Raw genomic sequence first — 18,771 nt, 5'->3', positions numbered from 1 at the left:
AAATATTCTTTACATTTGTTTCATCAAAAATTACAAACATGACTACATTACAACTTTTACCCAACCGTTTTAAGATGATTGGTTGGTTTATTTTTCTTCCGTCATTGATTTTGGGATTGATTTCTCTTTCGGGAGTGATGAGTTTTGAAATCTCATTGCCGGTTGTCTACAATTCGGGATTTTTCAATGATGAAAATCAAGGTTTTCTTAAAACTGCAGAGATTGATTTATTTCCAAATCTCTTTGGGATTTTAATTATCATCGGAGGAATTCTGGTGGGATTTTCAAAAGAGAAAATTGAAGATGAATATATTTCGAGCTTAAGATTAAAATCGGTTTTCTGGAGTTTGATTGTCTCCTACTCTATTGTTCTTATTTTGTTTCTTACTATTTTCGGAAGCGTATTTCTTACCGTGATGATTCTCATTATGTTTTTGCCTTTGGTTTTATATGTTTTCAGATTTAATTATTTACTGATTAAAAAATGAAAAATACCATTAAAATCGAAAGAGCTTTAAAAAGCATTACGCAGGAAGATTTAGCGAAAATAATCGGTGTATCGAGGCAGACGATCAATGCCATGGAAGCGGGAAAATATGTTCCGTCAACGGTTTTGGCCTTGAAGATTGCGGGATATTTTGGGAAGAAGGTGGAGGATATTTTTGAGTTGGAGGATGGGGATTGAATGTAAATTTCCTTAAATTAGTTTTATTTAAAATTGATGAACAAACTTTTTATAATCTTACTGATTTCGGTAATACATTTGTCCTATTCCCAAACTAAAATTTATGCATTTGTGGGCAAGAAAATTTCTGTAGAAAGAGTGAAATCTGAAAACAATTTCTATTTAAAATATAAAAATGTTTACAAGGTGGAACAAAGTTTCGATGATGAGATCAAGACAGATACGCTCGTTTTTAATTCATACACACATATGAATCAAATTCAATACTCAGTTTACGATTACGCAATCATCTACCTTGTTAAAAATGAAACCGGTGAATTAATTCATCGAAGAACCTATTACGAACCAATCATCTTAAAGAAAGATGGAATATGGTATGGATTTGACAGGTCAGATAAAACCATCGATGATTACGAAATTGCTCATAATGAACATCTTAATATCAGAAAAAATCTCTCAATCGGAAAGGCAGTTTTTCAAGAGAAAATCAAGAAAAGATGGCTTATTAACGCTTTTTATCCAAAGCAATTCTTTTCGCCAATCGGTAGAAACAGAGTTGAGATTAAATATCTTAAATCAGCAGAAAAACTTTTGAAATCTAATTAGATTTACTATTTTTAATATTCCACAAAACTAAATAAACAGTTATGAAATTCGGACAAGTAGAAGACCCGTCAAAAATAGATTTTACATTACCAAAAGATCATTCAAGAACCAAGGAAATTTTAAAGCAAAATAAAAAGGGACTTGAAAATATCTCGATCGGTTGTGCAAAATGGAACAAAACTGATTTGAAAGGTTTTTATCCGAAAGGTACAAAGGACGAATTGGGCTACTACTCTACGCAGTTTAATTCTATCGAACTGAACGCTACTTTCTACGGAATGCCGACTTCAGAACAGGTTTTGACATGGAAGGAAAAAACTCCCGCAGATTTTAAATTCTTCCCGAAAATCACCAATACAGTTTCACATTTCAGAAGACTTTTGAATATTGATGATGTCGTTACTCAGTTTGCAACAGCAGTATTGAATTTTGATGAAAAACTGGGAATGGTTTTCCTTCAGCTTCACGATAATTTTAAACCGAAAGATTACGAAAGACTGGAGCAGTTTGTAAATAAATGGCCGAAAGAGGTACCCTTAGCCATCGAACTCAGAAATACGGAATGGTTTACTGATGAAGAGGTTTTCGATAAAACCTGCCAGCTTTTTGAGAATAATCAGATTACAAATATTATCGTTGATACAGCCGGAAGAAGAGATATGCTTCACATGAGATTAACGACACCAAATGCTTTCATAAGATACGTTGGAGCCAATCATGAAAGTGATTACGAAAGATTAGACGACTGGTTGAAACATCTGACAAAATGGAAAAAAGAAGGTCTACAAAATCTCTATTTTTTCGTGCATCAGAATCTTGAAAAAGCTTCCCCACTGCTTTCTTCTTATCTTATCAAAAATATGAATGAACAATGGAAAACCGACATCCACATTCCGGTAATGGGACAGGAAAATATGCCGAGTTTGTTTTAATTTTTCTTTCGCAAAATAAGAACGAGATTCAGAAAGATCAAAAGTAGGTTTAAGGTGACCCAAATTCCTGAAAACATATTTTTGTAGTTGTCTTCTTCAATTTCTTTTTTTGCAATGGCTGAAAGCTTTTCACTCTGATTGATGTAATTCTGAACTTCAATCATTTGATCCATATTTTTATTGGGAACAGCATGTTGTGAGAAATAAACGAGATTTTTTTTGCCTAAATATCCTGCAATCCAGTATTCATCGGAGTTTTTCATAGCCAAATATTCTACACGGTAATATTCGGGGCGAATTTTTCCGATATGGCTGGTTTCTAATACCTCCGAAGTCGCACTTTTATTCACTTTAATCAAATAAAAATCCAAAGCCTGCGGAAGCTTATTGATTAACTGTAGCGAAACTGAATGATCTACAATCCGGATTGTACTTTTTTTGATAAACCAATAAGTAAAAAGAGAAATGGCGAAAACTAGACTTAGAACTCTGAATAATTTAGACAATTCTCCCGCTCGTCCTTTACGTATTTTTGACAGAAAAAGCGAGAGTACAAGAATCACAAAAACCAATGAAAGAATAAATCCCATGAAACAAAGATATGAATAGATTTTTTAGCCTAAAACATTAATCTACATTCCATTCTTTATAAAACTGGTCGAGGAAAGCAAGCATAAACTGATGTCTTTCTTCAGCTATTTTTTTACCTTCATCGGTGTTCATTAAATCTTTCAACAGCAAAAGTTTTTCATAAAAATGATTGATCGTAGTGCCGTCTGATTTTTTGTATTCTTCCTTTGACATATTGAGTTTTGGTTGAATATCAGGATGATACATCAGATTATTTTTAAAACCTCCGAAATTGAAAGTTCTCGCAACCCCAATCGCACCAATGGCATCGATTCTGTCGGCGTCCTGAACAATTTTTAATTCAATTGGTAAATCTTTTGGTGCTTCTCCCCTATTTTTAAACGAAATATTCTGAATTACAAACAAAACCTGCTGAATTACGTTCTCATCGACCTTTAAATTTTCCAATAATTCTCCTGAAATTTTTAACGCCAAAGTTTCGTCGCCATCATGAAATTTTGGATCAGCAATATCGTGAAGTAAAGCAGAAAGTTCAACCACTTCAAGATTGCACTTTTCAGTTTGGGCAATTTTTTTTGACAATTTCCAGACTCTTTCGATGTGAAACCAGTCGTGACCGGCTTCTGCGCCTTCAAGTTTTTGCTTTACGAATTGGATTGTTTTTTGGATTGTGTTGTTCATTTTTTAGTTTAATTTAGTTATTCGCGGAAAACCACCCCGTCAAAAATTCTAGCGAATTTTCGCCACCCCTCTATTGGAGGGGAATTATGACGATTACATTTTATAATACTTTAATATCTTAAAGTACAGTTATTCAATCTCATTCAAAACAATATCCCAAAGATTCTCATTATAGCTTCTGAAAAAATTGATGTGACCTATTTTTCCTCTTTCAGATTCTGAAGTTTTTAGAATTTTGAATTGAGGTTTTAAATTGGAGTAAGTTTCATTCATTAAAGACTTCACTCCTTTTTCCGTCAGCCAGACGTCATCTTCAGCATATAAAACCAAAACATTTTGATTTAAATCTTTAGAATAATCAATCGTTTTTTCTAATAATTTGTCGGTAGATTTCCGGTTCAAAATTAAGGTTCTCCAGTCATAAGCGCAATTTTTTGGAAGACTTTCTCCAAGTCCAAACCAATGTGCTGGAAAATAGCCTAGTAACTCTGTAAAAAACGGCTGAACAACTCCGAAACCAAAAAAAGCTTCAATTTTTGTCTTCCATTTCAGGTTTCCGATAAAGGCATTTTGAGTTGCAACGAAAATCAACTTTTCAAATACTTTAGAATCTTCGTTCATCCCAACAATCAAGGCTCCGACTGAATGTCCGAGGCAAAATTTGGTATGATTTGGAAAGTTTTGAATTAAAAAATCCGTTATCGTTTTAAAATCAGAATTTCCCCAAGAGCGCATTGATGCTTTTGATTTTTTAAGATTTGCAGGTTTTGAAAGCCCGATTCCTTCGTAATCATAGGTAATTACAGTGATATTATTTCTTTTGGCAAATGCTGCAAAGGAAAAATAAATCTGCTGCCGAACGCCTGTAGCTGAATTAATGAGCAAAAGTTTTTTGCTGTCATCTTCCGGTTTGAAAATATGCAGACAAATTTTCGCACCATCAAGATTGGTAAGATACATTCTTTCCATAAAGAAAAATTCCACCTCAAAGGTGGAAAAATTATGTGATTATAAAAACTCCGAAAAGCTTTTTAAATATGCATTAAATAACGTTTAGAGAAGTTCTTTCAATTGAGGAAGTCCCGTTTGAGCGCCTGTTTTCAGAGATACTTTTGCAGAAACTTTATTTCCGAGATTTACGCAGTCTTTCAGATCATTTCCATGTGCAAAAGCGTATGCAAATCCGCAAGTAAAGCCATCTCCCATCCCAATCTGATACTTCATCGCTTCATTTTCCTCTCTCTGGTACTTCATTTCCGTTTTATCGTGATAAACTGTAGTATTGGTTTCATCACGTACAAACAGTTTATTTGAATATTTTTTTACAATAGATTCAAGATTTTCACTGTCGAAAAGCACAGAAAGCTCATTGCTTCTTGCAATAATAAAATCCGACTGTTCCAAAATGATCTGATCAATTTTTCTTGCCGGAGAAGCATATAAACCTACAATTTTCCGATGAAGTTTGGCTTTTAAAACGGCATGTTTCAGAAGTTCATCAGAAATTTCAAGCTGTATGAGAACCATATCACTTTCGCGGATGTACTTGTCTGCAGCATCAATATTCTGCGTTGTCAAACATTGGTTTGCAGCGGGAATGACTACTACAGAATAGTCGTTATCTGTTTTTGTAATGAATGCGCTTCCTGTAGTCTCAAGATCAGTCTCTGAAACAAAACCCACGTTTACATTTTCTTTTACCAGATTTCTCATGATCTGCTGACCCGCAGGATCCATCCCCACACAACCGATAAAGTAAACATGAGCTCCCAAACGGGACATCCCTACCGCCTGATTGGCACCTTTGCCTCCAAAAAAGTATTCAGATTTCCTTGCAGAAACAAATTCATTGGGCTTCGGCAGTCTGTCTGTTGTGACCATCTGATCAATAGAGCAGCTTCCAATCACAATTACTCTGGGTTGAGATTTTGAAAATTTCATTTATATGTGAATATGCCGACTAATTTAGTTCAAAAAACTATATCTTTTACTGAATTTCAATAAATTCTGTAACAATCTTCACAGGCTTATGATTTTTGTCGAATCCAATGTAACTTGCATAAAATCCTTCGCCATATCCTGTTTCAAAGGCGAAAATATTTCCCGGTTTACTGTCAAAGGGTTTTAAGAAAGCGTACTGATCTATCGCACCATTTTCATCAAAGAAATGCTCATGGAAAAACTCCTCATAAATTCCCATAAAATCTGCTCCTTTGCTGTGATACAACTTTTGCTCAAGCTCATTAAGGCTGTCCTGAGTTTCAAAATCCATAAAGCATCCCATACCGCTTTCTACGGGGTAACCAAAGACTTCCTCATCAGCTAAATCCTTTAGATTTTGCCCTTCCGTGGTTGCCATTTCCCAATTAACAATCTCAGTTTTGCCAAAAACAATTTCGCCGTACGCCACGCAATTGCTTTCTCTTTCTTTGTGAAGCAAAACCTGAAATTCACCCTTCGGAAATACTGAAGTAAAAGGCTTCATATCATTAGTCAAAACAGGATCACAAGCGACAAGTTTTCCGCTCGACAGATAGATTTTCCCGACTTCAAAACTTTCTAATAGCGGACTTTCTACAAAGTCTTTTGAGAAGAGTTTTGATATGTTTTTTATGTGTGTCATTATTTTGTTGGATGTTTGATGTTGGAAGCTGGGTGTAGAAAACATCTCACATCCAGCATCCAGCATCTTACAATGTTTTTAATTTCTCTTCCAGCAACGCAATTTTATCCTGAGCATCTTTTTGCTTTTTACGCTCTACTTCTACGATTTCTGGTTTTGCGTTGGCAACAAATTTTTCGTTTGAAAGTTTTTTATCAACCGAAATCAAGAATCCTTTCAGATATTTCAATTCTTCTTCGGTTTTAGCTTTTTCTTCAGCTAAATCTAAGTTTTCACTTAAAGGAATTGAAACTTCTGTAGATCCAACTAAGAATGTGAAACTTGGTTTATCTGTTTTTGTTCCAAAATGAATTTCAGAAACATTGGCTAGTTTTCTTACAACTGCTTCATTCGGAAATTCTGCAGCATTGGTGAAAATCTCAACTGCTTCTCTTGGCGAAATCCCTTTGGTCTGACGGTAATTTCTTACACCTGAAATCAATTCTTCTGAAGTTTCAAAATTTTTGATAATATCTTCACTGAAAGCATCTGCTTTTTTCTGCTGAGCGATTACCAAAGCTTCCTGTGTACTTCTTTCGGAAATTGCCTGCCATAATTCCTCCGTTAAGAAAGGCATAAATGGATGTAGCAACTTCATCAATTCTTCAAAGAATTCAATAGTTTTGGTATAAACATCTTTAGAGATTCCTTCTCCGAAATTTGGTTTGATTGCTTCTAAATACCATCCGCAGAAATCGTCCCAAATCAATTTATAAATCAAATGCAAAGCATCAGAAATCCTGAATTTTTCAAACTGATCGTTGATTTCAACAATGGTTTTGTTGAGCTTATTTTCAAACCATTCGATAGACTGTTTGTCGGAATCATTCAAAGGTTTGTCTTCGTGATTCCACATATTGATCAAACGGAAAGCGTTCCAGATTTTTGTAGCAAAATTTCTTCCCTGCAACATCAAATCCTCATCAAACAACAAATCGTTTCCGGCAGGTGCGCTCAACAAACTTCCTACACGTACACCATCTGCACCGTATTTTTCAATTAAATCTATCGGATCCGGAGAGTTCCCTAATTGTTTAGACATTTTTCTTCTCTGCTTATCTCGTACGATTCCTGTGAAATAAACATTCTGGAAAGGAACTTTTCCTCTAAATTCCAACCCTGCCATAATCATTCTTGCTACCCAGAAGAAGATAATATCCGGACCTGTTACCAAATCTGAAGTCGGGTAATAATAGCTGATATCTTTATTATCAGGATTATTTAATCCATCAAAAACCGACATCGGCCACAACCAAGAAGAGAACCAGGTATCAAGAGCGTCTTCGTCCTGACGCAAATTTGAAATTTGAAGGTTTGAAATTTGAGATTTTTCTTTCGCAAGTTCCAGCGCTTCTTCAATGTTTTCTGCAACAACGAAATCATTTTCACCTTCACCATAATAGAATGCTGGAATCTGCTGTCCCCACCAAAGCTGGCGGGAAATATTCCAGTCGCGGATGTTTTCCATCCAATGTTTATAAGTATTTTTAAACTTTTCAGGATAGAATTTCACTTCGTCATCCATCACAACGTCTAAAGCAGGTTTCCCGATTTCAGACATTTTTAAAAACCACTGTACAGAAACTTTTGGCTCAATAACAGCGCCCGTTCTTTCAGAAGTTCCTACTTTATTTACATAATCTTCAGCTTTCAACAAAAGATTGTTTTCTTCTAATTCTTTTGCGATTTGTTTTCTTACCTCAAATCTGTTTTTTCCTGCATAATGCAATCCATGCTCGTTCAGATTTCCGTCATCATCCAAAGAATCGATGATTGGTAACTGATGTTTTTGTCCGATTTCGTAGTCGTTAACATCGTGAGCCGGTGTTATTTTCAAGGCACCTGTTCCGAATTCGATATCCACATATTCGTCTTCGATAATCGGAATTACTCTGTTTACAATGGGTACAATTACGTTTTTACCTTTCAGATGAGCATATCTTTCGTCATTTGGGTTGATACAAACTGCAGTGTCACCAAAAATAGTTTCAGGACGAGTTGTTGCAACCGAAAGGAATTCCTCAGTTCCCTCAATTTTATACTTTAGGAAATATAATTTTCCGTTTTGCTCTTTAAAAATAACTTCTTCATCAGAAATATTGGTTTTTGCTTCAGGGTCCCAGTTTACGATTCTTGAGCCTTTATAAATAAGACCTTTATTGTACAGATCCACAAAAGATTTAATCACCTGCTGGGACATTTTATCTTCTAAAGTGAATCGTGTTCTGTCCCAATCGCAAGAGCAACCCAATTTTTTCAATTGTTCAAGAATAGTTCCGCCGTATTTATCTGTCCAATCCCAAGCGTGTTTCAAAAATTCCTCTCGTGTAAGATCAGATTTATTGATGCCTTCAGATTTCAGTTTGGCAACAACTTTTGCTTCCGTAGCAATCGAAGCGTGGTCTGTGCCGGGAACCCAACAAGCGTTGAAACCCTGCATTCTTGCTCTTCTTACCAATACATCCTGAATGGTATTATTTAACATGTGCCCCATGTGAAGAATTCCAGTGACGTTTGGCGGAGGAATTACTATCGTATAAGGCGGTCTGTTATCTGGTGTTGAATTAAAATACTTGTTTTCAAGCCAGAAGTTGTACCATTTCTGTTCTGTTTCCTGAGGATTATATTTTTCTGAAATCTGCATAAATTCTAATTTCTTTATCTTACAATTTGCAAAAATAGTTTAAAGTAAAAAAATGTAAGCACTAATTAAAATAATTTTTAACTTTGTTCTTCAAAATTATCTAACATACATATCAACTTTAAGAATATGAAAAATTTATTAGCTGGAATTGCTCTCTTCGGAACATTCGCTTTTGCATCTGCGCAAACTATCACTTTTGACAATACTACTTTCGATTACGGAACAATCAAACCAGGATCTGACGGCACAAGATTTTTCACCGTTACCAATACAGGAGATAAGCCTTTGGTGCTTTCAAATGTAAAGCCATCTTGCGGATGTACAGTTCCAGAGTGGAGCCAGGATCCAATTTTACCCGGGAAATCTTCAAAAATAAAAGTGGGATATAATACTGCTCTGGCAGGTGGATTCCAAAAGATGATTGAAGTATTCTCAAACGACCCTGTAAATAGCAGAAGTATTATTTACATCAAAGGAAACGTAGACGCTAATGCTGCAGAAGTAGCTCCTGAGCCAATCGTTGAAGTAAAACCTCTTACCCCAGAAGAAGTGAAAGCTCAACAGGCTGCAGAAAAAGAAGCAGCTAAAATGGCAGCTAAAGAAGCTAAAAAGGCAGCTAAAGAAGCTAAAAAAGCAGCAAGATTAGCAGAAAAGGCAGCTAAATAATTTTAAGAAAACAAATTTTATATTAAGCCATCTCACATCGGGATGGTTTTTTTTGCTATTTTAGTTTTAAATATAAAATAATGAATACTGATTTTTCAGAAGATTTTAAAATAAAAGGTAAATTCTCAATCAAGAAAACCGAAACTTCTTACAAAGGAAAACTAACGAAAGAAGAAGGCCTTGAAATCATCACACAGGAGAAAGAGAAACTGCGCGAGCTGCAGGAAAAACTGTATGCCGACGGCAGCAAATCTTTATTGGTCGTACTTCAGGCAATGGATGCCGCAGGAAAGGACTCGTTGATTGAGCATGTTTTCGGAGGTGTAAATCCTCAGGGCTGCAATGTGACGAGTTTTAAAACTCCAAGTTCTAAAGAATATTCGCATGATTTTCTGTGGAGACATTATTTGGCAGTTCCTCAGAAAGGAATGATTGGAATTTTTAACAGATCTCACTACGAGAGTGTTTTGGTCTGCAAGGTGCATCCCGAATATAATTTAAGCGAAAAAACCTGGGACGATGTGAAAGAATTCGACGATAAATTTTGGAAAAACCGTTACGAAAGCATTGCTAATTTTGAGAAACATTTAGCTAATAATGGCACCACAATCATAAAAATTTTTCTGAATGTTTCTAAAGACGAGCAAAAGAAAAGACTTCTCGACCGCATCAACGAACAGGAAAAAAACTGGAAATTTTCTGCTTCAGACCTTCCCGAAAGAGCTTTGTTTGACAAATACATGGATTGCTATGAAACCGCAATCAATGAAACTTCAAAAGATCATGCGCCCTGGTACGTAATTCCTGCAGACAATAAGTGGTTTGCAAGACTGGCAGCGATTCAGATTATTATAGAAACTTTAGAAAAAATGGATTTGAAATTCCCTCAGCTTTCTGAAGAAGACAGAAAAGGTTTGGATGAGGCTAAAAAACAGCTAGAAAGCGAATAGGAAGAGCCAAGGAAAAAGTGAAAAGAGCCACGTGGAATACCACAAATGTATAAATTTTTAAAATTTTAAAGGAGTCAAGTTAGAAGTAAGACATGAAAGGAAGATGTGTGATTTAGACACCCGACATCCAACACCGAGCTTAAAAAAAATCACGAGAAAACCTGTAAGCCGGATTCTGTATCCCGAAGAATCGGAATGCCTGTTATTTATCTACGTTGTACATTGCTGCACAACTTGAGCTGATTACCCCTCGGTTTTCGGGACGGGCAGCCCCTATTTTCATTTCTGAAAAGCACCGATATACTTACCATTGCACCGCAAAGAGTTTACCTGGTTTCACTACAGCCGAACTGTACCTGCTTTCTGTTGCACTTGTCCTATCTTCACAGATGACGGATGTTATCCGCTTTGCTGCCCTATGGTGTCCGGACTTTCCTACCCTCAAAAAAAATGAGAATCAACAGGCCGGTTTTCTCGTGGGCGCAAAGATACGATTTAATCTAACAATGGAGCAGTGTAACAATTTACAATGAATTTAATCTTAAAATGAAGCGATGTAACATTCTACCAATGTAATTTAGCAAAATTATATGTCACTTATAATAAGAAACAAATGTGTTTTTAATTGTTACACTGCTACATTGATAAATTGTTACATTAAATTATTATCTTCGTGCAGTTGAAAAACTAAATTGGTGACCAAGGAAAAAGAATTTGCGCAGCTGATCAAAAATAATCAGGGATTGATTATAAAAGTGTCGCGTCTTTACACCAATTCCCTTGAGGATGAGGAAGATCTCTTTCAGGAGATCGTTCTTCAACTTTGGAAAAGCTATGATTCATTTAAAGGAAACTCAAAAATTTCTACCTGGATGTACCGTGTGGCACTGAATACAGCCATTACTTTATTCAGAAAAAAAAGCAAATCTTTACAGACCAACGAGCTCGATATCAACCTCAGAGATTATGAGGATGATCAAGACGATAAGCAACAGCAAATCTCACTTCTATATCAGGTTATAAAAACGTTACCCAATGTGGAAAGAGCTATTGTGATGATGTATCTGGACGACCTTCCGTACAGAGATATTGCAGAAAACCTTGGTATTACGGAGGTAAATGCCCGGGTAAAAATGAACAGACTGAAAAAAATTCTTAAAGAAAAGATGGAAAAATATGCCTGATTTTGATTTAGACAGCTTTAAAACCACCTGGCAAAAGCAACCCGTTGAGAATAAATATAATGACAGTGAGATCCTGAAGATGCTCAATAAAAAATCGCGCAATTACATGAAATATATTTTCTGGATCAGCGCGGCAGAGTTTATATTTATTACATTATTTGGATTTTATTACATTTTTCAAGGTCAGGAATCCAGCTCCTTTATGTCTTTACTACAAAAACTAGGGGTCGAAAAAAATGCGGGCTTAAAAACCAATCTGGAAACTATATATCTCACTATTAAAATCACTACTCTTGTTGTGACTGGTTTTTTCGTTATTAAATTTTATCAGAATTACAGAAAAATTAAAATCCAAGAAGATTTGAAAGCTTTCATTACAAGAATTATTGGCTTCAAGAAAACGGTAAATGCATTCATTTTAACCAATATCGTTGTATTTATAACCTTTACCACAGTTTTTACGGCATTTGTATTTTATGTCATCAACCATCAGAATATACAGCTCGACTCATCTACAAAAAACGGTTTCCTCGTAGGAATTATCGTAAGTACAGTTTTATGTGTAGTTCTAATCTGGCTTTATTACAGATTGGTTTACGGAATTATCATGGGAAGATTAGATAAAAATTTAAAGCAACTCAAAGAAATAGATTCTCAGGAAAATTAACCTTTTTTAAGCCTTCGTTTAAAGATATAATAGCTAATTTTATTCTTTAAAATTCCTTTTTATGTCTTTATCCTACGTGTTTGGCTCTTCAAACATTCCTTTATTGGGAGAAACCATTGGTTTAAATTTAAAGAAAACTGCAGAAAGATTTCCTCAAAATGAAGCTTTAATCTGCAGACATCAAAACTACCGCGCTACCTATTCTGAATTTTATAATCAGACAACCACTGTTGCAAAAGCACTTTTAGCTTCAGGAGCAAAGCCGGGAGATCGTGTCGGAATATGGTCTACAAACCGCTACGAATGGGTTTTACTGCAATATGCCACCGCAAGAATTGGAGTAATTCTGGTCAATATAAATCCTGCATACCGAACGAGCGAATTGATTTTTGTTATCAATCAGTCTGAAATCTCTTTCATTTTTTCGTCTTTAAATTTTAAATCCAGCGATTATAAAAAGATGATTACCGATGCCAGAGAATTTTGCTCCACTTTAAAATCTGAAATTTTCTTTGATGAAAACTGGAATGATTTCTTAGCTAAAGCAACAATAATTTCAGACGAAAAACTTGAAGAAACTGAAAATCTGGTTCAATTTGATGATCCTGTAAATATTCAATACACATCAGGAACTACGGGTTTTCCGAAAGGTGTTACCCTTTCACATCATAATATTCTCAATAACGGATATTTCATTGGAATTCGTTTAAAATACACCGAAAAAGACAGAGTTTGCATTCCTGTTCCGTTTTATCACTGCTTCGGAATGGTGATTGGGAACCTTTGCTGCACCACGCACGGAGCCTGTATGGTGATTCCGAATGATAGTTTTGACCCAGAAATCACACTTCAGACAGTCTCTGAAGAAAAATGCACTTCTCTTTACGGAGTTCCCACCATGTTTATCGCCGAATTAGCCGTGAAAAATTTTAATCAATATGATTTTTCAAATTTAAGAACAGGCGTAATGGCCGGATCGGTTTGTCCACCGGAGATTATGAAAAAGGTGGAAAACTTAATGAATATTAAAGAAATGAGCATCTGCTACGGGATGACTGAAACCTCGCCCGTTTCAACTCAGACTTTAATTGGAACACCTCTTGAAAAACAGGTTTCTACAGTGGGAACCGTTCAGGATCATTTGGAAGTAAAAATTGTGGATGATAACGGAAAAATTGTAAAACGAGGTGAAGCCGGCGAACTTTGTACCAGAGGATATTCCGTTATGTTAAAATACTGGAACGACCCCGAAAACACCAAAAAAGTTCTCGACAACGCAAGATGGATGCACACCGGAGATCTTGCCGTGATGGATGAAGAAGGCTTTGTAACCATTTCGGGAAGGATAAAAGACTTGATCATCCGCGGAGGCGAAAACATTTCCCCAAAAGAAATTGAAGATTTTCTTTATACCTATCCTAATATTTTAGATGTTCAGATTATTGGAATTACCAGCGAAAAGTTTGGTGAAGAAGTGATGGCCTGGGTAAAATTAAGACCCGAAACACAAGTTTCAGAAGACGAACTGCTTCAATACTGCAAAGGGCAAATCGCACATTACAAAATCCCGAAATACTGGAAATTTGTAGAAGAATTTCCCATGACCATTTCCGGAAAAGTAAGAAAAGTAGAAATGAGAGAAATTTCTATAAAAGAACTTGGATTAGTGAAAAACTAAGGTTTAAACGACATAAAAAAAGCATTTCGGTTGAAATGCTTTTTCGTTTTATTAAAGTTCTTTTCTCAATCTCGCTACCGGAATATTGAGCTGTTCACGGTACTTAGCGATTGTTCTTCTTGCAATATTATACCCCTGTTCTTTCAGCATTACCACTAAAGCATCATCTGTGAGAGGCTTTCGTTTATTTTCTTTGCTGATAACTTCCTGAAGGTGGTTTTTAATTTCTTTTGTAGAAACTTCCTCCCCATCGTCGTTGGTTAATGAATCCGAAAACAGATCTTTCAGATATAAAATTCCGTTCGGAGTATCTGCATATTTGCTTTTTACAACCCTTGAAATGGTGGAAATATCAAAACCTGTAATATCAGCAATATCCTTTAAAATCATTGGTTTTAAAGATTTTTCATCCCCAGAAAGGAAATAAGCTTTCTGAAATTTTACAATGGCATTAATAGTTTGCAATAAAGTATTCTGACGCTGGTTAATGGCATCAATATACCATTTTGCAGCGTCCAGTTTCTGTTTGATAAATAAAGCTGCCTGCTTATGCTCAGAGGATTTTTTGTCATGAGAATAAGTAGATAAAATATCCTTGTATTCCTCACTCACACGCAAAGTTGGTGCATTTTTACTGTTCAGCATCGGGATCACCAACCCGTCTTTTACCTGAATCACAAAATCCGGAATAATTTCCTGATTAATGGTAATGGTTTGAGTATCGAAGTTTCCACCAACTTTTGGAGACAGTTTAGAAATTTCTTCCAGAGCTGCCTTCAAATCTTCTTCTTCAATATCGTATTTCTGAATGATTTTGTTGTAATGCTTGTTGGTAAGCGCATCAAACTGATTTCTAAGAATATTCGCAGCCAAAGAAACCGCTTTGTCGGAGCTTACTTTCTTTTCAATCTGCAAAAGAAGACATTCCTGTAAACTTCTGGCTCCAACTCCTGGCGGATCCAGCTTCTGAACATAGTTTTCAAGCACATCTTCTACCTTTTCTTTCGTTGTATAAATTCCCTGAGAAAACGCCAAATCGTCAACAATAGCTTTAATTTCTCTTCTTAAATATCCATCAGTATCCAAATTCCCGATGATGTACTCTGCAATTTTAAGATCTTCTTCAGCAATATTACTCAAATGAACCTGCTCGTTAAGGTAATCATACAGAGACTGACCTTCTGTAAGCAAACTTTCGTTGTCAAAATCATCATCGTCTGCAGAATAATTGCTTGATGCGGTTTTGTAGCTTGGCTCATCATCATATAAATACTGATCTACATCGAAATCGGTTTCTATGCTTTCGTTACCTTCGTTTTCATAAGTTTCGTCTGCAGAAGAATATTCATCTTCTGTATTATCTTCTTTGGCAATTTCAAGAGCAGGATTTTCTTCAAGCTCTCGTTCAAGCTCTTCTTCAAACTCCAGAGTGTGAAGCTGAATCAACTTCATCAACTGAATTTGTTGTGGTGCTAATTTTTGTCCTAGCTTAAGTTGTAAATGTTGTTTTAGCATATTGTTATCTGGTGTATGTAAATGTTATTCTACGAATTTATAAAAAATTTTTGACAAAAAACATTTTTAGCACGATTTTTGATATAAAGACATCATAATAAACTATTAGGAACTTTAAAAGCTTTAATGATACGTCATTAGGGCTTTTTTATATTTAAAATTTCAAGGTATTTTGATTTAAATCTTAATAAATAATTTTAGACAGTAATTTATTTATATTTATTAAAAAAATATTATGCTGTTGTTGGGAATTTTTTATCTGCTGCCTTTTATCCTGATCTTTATTATTTTCGGAAATCTATGTGATCATTATCAGGAAAAAAGAGGACTTCGGATATTTGTTGCTCTTTTCATTTTTTTTGGACTGAAGTTTTTGGCAACACTCTTAATTTCATATCTCACAATAACCTTCAGTGATTCATTAAATCCAAGACAGATTATTTTAGAAAACATTTTCGTCGTTCATATTGCTTCATTTTTAGCAGGATTTTCATCAGTATTTATTTACTACCGATATTTAAAAATTAAATTTGATCAAAATCATCACCTTAAAAATTCGGAAATAGAAACTTTGGGGGAAAAATAAACCGCTGAAAATCAAATCTTCAGCGGTTTTCTATATAAATTTATTTGAATTTAAAACTCTGCATTCTTCGGAGTTCTCGGGAAAGGAATTACGTCTCTGATGTTGGTCATTCCAGTTACGAAAAGCACTAATCTTTCCAAACCTAAACCAAAACCAGCATGAGGAACTGATCCGAATCTTCTTGTATCTAAATACCACCAAAGCTCATGCTCATCTACGTGCATTTCTGCCATTTTTGTCTTCAGAACATCCAATCTTGCTTCTCTTTCAGAACCACCGATGATTTCTCCGATTCCAGGGAAAAGAACATCCATTGCGGCAACGGTTTTATTGTCATCGTTAAGTTTCATATAGAATGCTTTGATTTCCTTTGGATAATCAAATAAAACTACCGGACACTCGAAATGTTTTTCAACTAGGAATCTTTCGTGCTCTGATTGCAAATCTGCTCCCCATTCCTCAATTGGATAAGCAAATTTCCCTTTTTTATTTTCTTTAGAATTTAATAAAATCTCAATAGCTTCTGTGTAAGAAACTCTTTTGAAACGCTTAGCAATTACATTTTCCAGCTTTTCGATCAAGCCTTCTTTTGCTCTTTCCTTTTCAGGTTTTGATTTTTGCTCTTCTTCAAAACGCTTATCTAAGAATTCCAAATCGTCTTTGCAGTTGTCTAAAACATACTGAATAACATATTTTAAGAAATCTTCCGCCAAATCGATGTTGTCTTCCAGATTATTGAAAGCAACTTCCGGCTCAATCATCCAGAATTCTGCCAAGTGACGCGTCGTATTAGAATTTTCAGCACGGAAAGTAGGTCCGAAAGTGTAAATTCTCCCCAATCCCATCGCTGCAGTTTCACCTTCAAGTTGTCCTGAAACTGTTAGGTTTGTCTTTTTCCCAAAGAAATCCTGAGCAAAATCGATGTCGCCCTGCTCATCTCTTGGAATGTTGTTTAAATCAAAATTGGTCACCCCAAACATTTCGCCAGCTCCTTCTGCATCAGCACCTGTTACAATTGGAGTATTGATATAAAAGAATTGGTTTTTGTTGAAAAATGAATGAATTGCAAAACTCACCGCGTGACGTACTCTGAAAACTGCCCCAAACAAATTTGTTCTAAATCTTAAATGAGCCTGATCTCTCAAGGTTTCCAAAGCATGTTTTTTAGGCTGAAGGATTGTTTTTTCTCTTTCTTCCGTAAAATTATCGCCTAAAATGATAATTTTTTTAGCGATAATTTCTACAGCTTGTCCTGCTCCCTGGCTTTCTACCACCTCTCCTACTACTTTTAGAGATGATGCGGTGCTGATTTTATTGATAATTTCTTCGTCAAAATTTTCAAAATCAACAACGATTTGCAAATTATTAATTGTAGAACCATCATTTAGCGCAATGAAGCGGTTTGCACGGAAAGTTCTTACCCAACCGTAAACTGTAATGTCATGATGTAATACTTTTTTGTAGTCCTGAAGGACTTCTCTAATCGTCTGCTTTTTCATTTGTTGATGAATAAATTTCTCTGTAAAAATTAATGTCTGCAAAGTTACAAAAAAACGGGGCAAATGAAACTTTACACCGTCTTTTTAAGAAGAATATCAATTATTTAATCTAAAATTTAAAGTTTAGTGAAAATTTAATTAAAAAATAAAGACTTTTTTCTCTGCTTTCCCTTTCTGATTTTCCAGGCGTGAATTGAACTTGGAACATCATATTGCCATTTGGGAAGAATTAAAATGATTAAAATAACATCTAAATGAGAGATAAAACCTAAAATCACAGTGAGATAAAAAGCCCACCCCGTTTCATGAAAGCCAATTAAATACGTAAAAGCAATTACCAAACTCACACCCCATAATTTTGAAAGCCACGCATGAGTGCAGGTTTCTTTACCAAATTTCAGCCAACTGACAATGTAACAAAGCGCTTCCATAATAAAAATTAAAGCAATTCCTTTCCATTCATTTTTAATGAGCTCGGGATTTAAAAAGTAGGTAGCAAAACCAAGTGCCAACCAAAAAACCAAATCGGTCTGACTGTCAAGTCTTCTTAATTTTTCTGATGAAACACCTGCTTTTCTGGCGATAATTCCGTCGAAAATATCCGTGAGTAATCCGAAATACATCAAAAAAACAATTAAAAAAGAGGAACTTTCAGGTTTAAAATAAGCTAAAGCGATGATGACTGGAGCCAAAAGAAATCTTATGACTATTAATATATAAGGTATATTTTTCATGATTTAAATATTTAAAATTAAAAGACGAGATTGATTCCGAAAGAAAACCGAAAACCTTCTGTAGGGAAATATTTGTAAGTTCTGTATTCGAAATTATATCCCAATTCAGCGGTAAAAAAGTAGTAGAAATTGACTCCAAATTTGGGGGAAACTGCATTCGGCGTAATTCCCGCTCCTGCATACAAATGTTTTATCATGTTTTTGTCGCCTTCAAATGTTGCTGCTTTTCGAAAATAATCCAGTTCCGGAATAACAATAAATTTTCTATCAGGAAGATCCCACCAATTAAAATGCCCACGTAAACTCACATAATTATTTTCATTAATCGGAATTTTAGGACCAAAAGAAAAGAATGCTTTATTATCAATTGATGTCGCTTCGATTCTTGTACTCAATATTAATCCTATAATTTTCCAGTCTTTATCACTACCATATTGTGATTTAAAAAAAGGACAGAGAAGCACTGTGATTCCTATAATTAAGTTTTTCAT

At 35.2% G+C, this 18,771-nt stretch carries 19 protein-coding genes and 1 other RNA gene; 9 read left to right on the top strand and 11 right to left on the bottom strand.

The genetic code is table 11. From position 1 onward, the window contains the following. The first annotated feature begins 38 nt into the window (after positions 1-38). The 4 genes from AC2A1G_RS01795 to AC2A1G_RS01780 are packed head-to-tail and all read left to right on the top strand — an operon-like array spanning position 39 to position 2,223. Complete coding sequence (locus tag AC2A1G_RS01795) at positions 39-488, top strand: hypothetical protein (protein ID WP_484045245.1); 450 nt, start codon at positions 39-41, stop codon at positions 486-488. Then, positions 485-685: a helix-turn-helix transcriptional regulator gene (locus tag AC2A1G_RS01790; RefSeq protein WP_484045244.1), complete on the top strand. Its 201-nt coding sequence runs from the start codon at positions 485-487 to the stop codon at positions 683-685. The genes AC2A1G_RS01795 and AC2A1G_RS01790 overlap by 4 nt, the downstream gene beginning before the upstream one ends. A gap of 36 nt (positions 686-721) precedes the next feature. Next, entirely contained in the window at positions 722-1,291 is a 570-nt protein-coding gene (locus AC2A1G_RS01785; protein WP_484045243.1) for a hypothetical protein, read from the top strand. A gap of 41 nt (positions 1,292-1,332) precedes the next feature. Beyond that, positions 1,333-2,223: a DUF72 domain-containing protein gene (locus tag AC2A1G_RS01780; RefSeq protein WP_484045242.1), complete on the top strand. Its 891-nt coding sequence runs from the start codon at positions 1,333-1,335 to the stop codon at positions 2,221-2,223. Here AC2A1G_RS01780 and AC2A1G_RS01775 read toward each other — a convergent pair. The 6 genes from AC2A1G_RS01775 to AC2A1G_RS01750 all read right to left on the bottom strand — a co-directional run bounded on the left by AC2A1G_RS01775 (position 2,220) and on the right by AC2A1G_RS01750 (position 8,801). Continuing rightward, entirely contained in the window at positions 2,220-2,813 is a 594-nt protein-coding gene (locus AC2A1G_RS01775) for a hypothetical protein (RefSeq protein WP_484045241.1), read from the bottom strand. The two genes, AC2A1G_RS01780 and AC2A1G_RS01775, sit on opposite strands and share 4 nt — an antisense overlap. A gap of 37 nt (positions 2,814-2,850) precedes the next feature. After that, entirely contained in the window at positions 2,851-3,495 is a 645-nt protein-coding gene (locus AC2A1G_RS01770) for an HD domain-containing protein (protein WP_484045240.1), read from the bottom strand. Between the two features lie 129 nt (positions 3,496-3,624). Next, the gene (locus AC2A1G_RS01765) at positions 3,625-4,464 is read right to left on the bottom strand and encodes an alpha/beta hydrolase family protein (RefSeq protein ID WP_484045239.1); all 840 of its coding nucleotides are present in this window, start codon (positions 4,462-4,464) and stop codon (positions 3,625-3,627) included. Between the two features lie 84 nt (positions 4,465-4,548). Beyond that, positions 4,549-5,436, bottom strand: a complete 888-nt coding sequence (locus AC2A1G_RS01760) for a PfkB family carbohydrate kinase (protein ID WP_484045238.1) — start codon at positions 5,434-5,436, stop codon at positions 4,549-4,551. Positions 5,437-5,482: 46 nt separating this feature from the next. Further along, positions 5,483-6,118, bottom strand: coding sequence for a DUF4241 domain-containing protein (locus AC2A1G_RS01755; protein WP_484045237.1), 636 nt, complete (start codon positions 6,116-6,118; stop codon positions 5,483-5,485). Between the two features lie 67 nt (positions 6,119-6,185). Continuing rightward, positions 6,186-8,801: a valine--tRNA ligase gene (locus tag AC2A1G_RS01750; protein WP_484045236.1), complete on the bottom strand. Its 2,616-nt coding sequence runs from the start codon at positions 8,799-8,801 to the stop codon at positions 6,186-6,188. A gap of 126 nt (positions 8,802-8,927) precedes the next feature. On the opposite strand from AC2A1G_RS01750, the gene AC2A1G_RS01745 reads away from it, so the two are divergent. Together AC2A1G_RS01745 and AC2A1G_RS01740 are read left to right on the top strand one after the other, a co-directional pair. Next, positions 8,928-9,467: a DUF1573 domain-containing protein gene (locus AC2A1G_RS01745; RefSeq protein WP_484045235.1), complete on the top strand. Its 540-nt coding sequence runs from the start codon at positions 8,928-8,930 to the stop codon at positions 9,465-9,467. A gap of 80 nt (positions 9,468-9,547) precedes the next feature. Then, positions 9,548-10,417, top strand: coding sequence for a polyphosphate kinase 2 family protein (locus tag AC2A1G_RS01740; protein ID WP_484045234.1), 870 nt, complete (start codon positions 9,548-9,550; stop codon positions 10,415-10,417). A gap of 148 nt (positions 10,418-10,565) precedes the next feature. Here the strand turns inward: AC2A1G_RS01740 and rnpB are convergent. Continuing rightward, positions 10,566-10,894, bottom strand: an RNA gene (rnpB, locus tag AC2A1G_RS01735) — RNase P RNA component class A. Positions 10,895-11,109: 215 nt separating this feature from the next. On the opposite strand from rnpB, the gene AC2A1G_RS01730 reads away from it, so the two are divergent. The 3 genes from AC2A1G_RS01730 (at position 11,110) to AC2A1G_RS01720 (ending at position 13,946) form a co-directional block, all read left to right on the top strand. Further along, positions 11,110-11,601, top strand: coding sequence for an RNA polymerase sigma factor (locus AC2A1G_RS01730; RefSeq protein WP_484045233.1), 492 nt, complete (start codon positions 11,110-11,112; stop codon positions 11,599-11,601). Further along, positions 11,594-12,268, top strand: coding sequence for a beta-carotene 15,15'-monooxygenase (locus AC2A1G_RS01725; RefSeq protein ID WP_484045232.1), 675 nt, complete (start codon positions 11,594-11,596; stop codon positions 12,266-12,268). The genes AC2A1G_RS01730 and AC2A1G_RS01725 overlap by 8 nt, the downstream gene beginning before the upstream one ends. 61 nt (positions 12,269-12,329) lie before the next feature. Beyond that, a complete protein-coding gene (locus tag AC2A1G_RS01720) occupies positions 12,330-13,946 on the top strand; it encodes an AMP-binding protein (protein WP_484045231.1) in 1,617 nt (538 codons plus the stop codon). 51 nt (positions 13,947-13,997) lie between these two features. Here the strand turns inward: AC2A1G_RS01720 and rpoN are convergent, their stop codons facing one another. The 4 genes from rpoN to AC2A1G_RS01700 all read right to left on the bottom strand — a co-directional run bounded on the left by rpoN (position 13,998) and on the right by AC2A1G_RS01700 (position 18,771). After that, positions 13,998-15,461: an RNA polymerase factor sigma-54 gene (gene rpoN, locus AC2A1G_RS01715; RefSeq protein ID WP_484045230.1), complete on the bottom strand. Its 1,464-nt coding sequence runs from the start codon at positions 15,459-15,461 to the stop codon at positions 13,998-14,000. Positions 15,462-16,097: 636 nt separating this feature from the next. Further along, on the bottom strand, positions 16,098-17,546 hold the full coding sequence (gene asnS, locus AC2A1G_RS01710; protein ID WP_484045229.1) for an asparagine--tRNA ligase: 1,449 nt from the start codon (positions 17,544-17,546) through the stop codon (positions 16,098-16,100). 134 nt (positions 17,547-17,680) lie between these two features. Beyond that, positions 17,681-18,280: a CDP-alcohol phosphatidyltransferase family protein gene (locus tag AC2A1G_RS01705; RefSeq protein WP_484045228.1), complete on the bottom strand. Its 600-nt coding sequence runs from the start codon at positions 18,278-18,280 to the stop codon at positions 17,681-17,683. Positions 18,281-18,297: 17 nt separating this feature from the next. After that, positions 18,298-18,771, bottom strand: a complete 474-nt coding sequence (locus AC2A1G_RS01700; protein WP_484045227.1) for a hypothetical protein — start codon at positions 18,769-18,771, stop codon at positions 18,298-18,300.

The organism is Chryseobacterium sp. HNCC26DJ240 (assembly GCF_057180485.1).
Note: the sequence above shows the minus strand (reverse complement) of the source record. Positions and strands in the feature narration are given on the sequence as shown.

Bases quoted from the DNA above. Each gene is read 5' to 3' on its own strand.
- AC2A1G_RS01795 (WP_484045245.1), top strand. From the start codon at position 39: ATGACTACATTACAACTTTTACCCAACCGTTTTAAGATGATTGGTTGG.
- AC2A1G_RS01790 (WP_484045244.1), top strand. From the start codon at position 485: ATGAAAAATACCATTAAAATCGAAAGAGCTTTAAAAAGCATTACGCAG.
- AC2A1G_RS01785 (WP_484045243.1), top strand. From the start codon at position 722: ATGAACAAACTTTTTATAATCTTACTGATTTCGGTAATACATTTGTCC.
- AC2A1G_RS01780 (WP_484045242.1), top strand. From the start codon at position 1,333: ATGAAATTCGGACAAGTAGAAGACCCGTCAAAAATAGATTTTACATTA.
- AC2A1G_RS01775 (WP_484045241.1), bottom strand. From the start codon at position 2,813: ATGGGATTTATTCTTTCATTGGTTTTTGTGATTCTTGTACTCTCGCTT.
- AC2A1G_RS01770 (WP_484045240.1), bottom strand. From the start codon at position 3,495: ATGAACAACACAATCCAAAAAACAATCCAATTCGTAAAGCAAAAACTT.
- AC2A1G_RS01765 (WP_484045239.1), bottom strand. From the start codon at position 4,464: ATGGAAAGAATGTATCTTACCAATCTTGATGGTGCGAAAATTTGTCTG.
- AC2A1G_RS01760 (WP_484045238.1), bottom strand. From the start codon at position 5,436: ATGAAATTTTCAAAATCTCAACCCAGAGTAATTGTGATTGGAAGCTGC.
- AC2A1G_RS01755 (WP_484045237.1), bottom strand. From the start codon at position 6,118: ATGACACACATAAAAAACATATCAAAACTCTTCTCAAAAGACTTTGTA.
- AC2A1G_RS01750 (WP_484045236.1), bottom strand. From the start codon at position 8,801: ATGCAGATTTCAGAAAAATATAATCCTCAGGAAACAGAACAGAAATGG.
- AC2A1G_RS01745 (WP_484045235.1), top strand. From the start codon at position 8,928: ATGAAAAATTTATTAGCTGGAATTGCTCTCTTCGGAACATTCGCTTTT.
- AC2A1G_RS01740 (WP_484045234.1), top strand. From the start codon at position 9,548: ATGAATACTGATTTTTCAGAAGATTTTAAAATAAAAGGTAAATTCTCA.
- AC2A1G_RS01725 (WP_484045232.1), top strand. From the start codon at position 11,594: ATGCCTGATTTTGATTTAGACAGCTTTAAAACCACCTGGCAAAAGCAA.
- AC2A1G_RS01720 (WP_484045231.1), top strand. From the start codon at position 12,330: ATGTCTTTATCCTACGTGTTTGGCTCTTCAAACATTCCTTTATTGGGA.
- rpoN (WP_484045230.1), bottom strand. From the start codon at position 15,461: ATGCTAAAACAACATTTACAACTTAAGCTAGGACAAAAATTAGCACCA.
- asnS (WP_484045229.1), bottom strand. From the start codon at position 17,546: ATGAAAAAGCAGACGATTAGAGAAGTCCTTCAGGACTACAAAAAAGTA.
- AC2A1G_RS01705 (WP_484045228.1), bottom strand. From the start codon at position 18,280: ATGAAAAATATACCTTATATATTAATAGTCATAAGATTTCTTTTGGCT.
- AC2A1G_RS01700 (WP_484045227.1), bottom strand. From the start codon at position 18,771: ATGAAAAACTTAATTATAGGAATCACAGTGCTTCTCTGTCCTTTTTTT.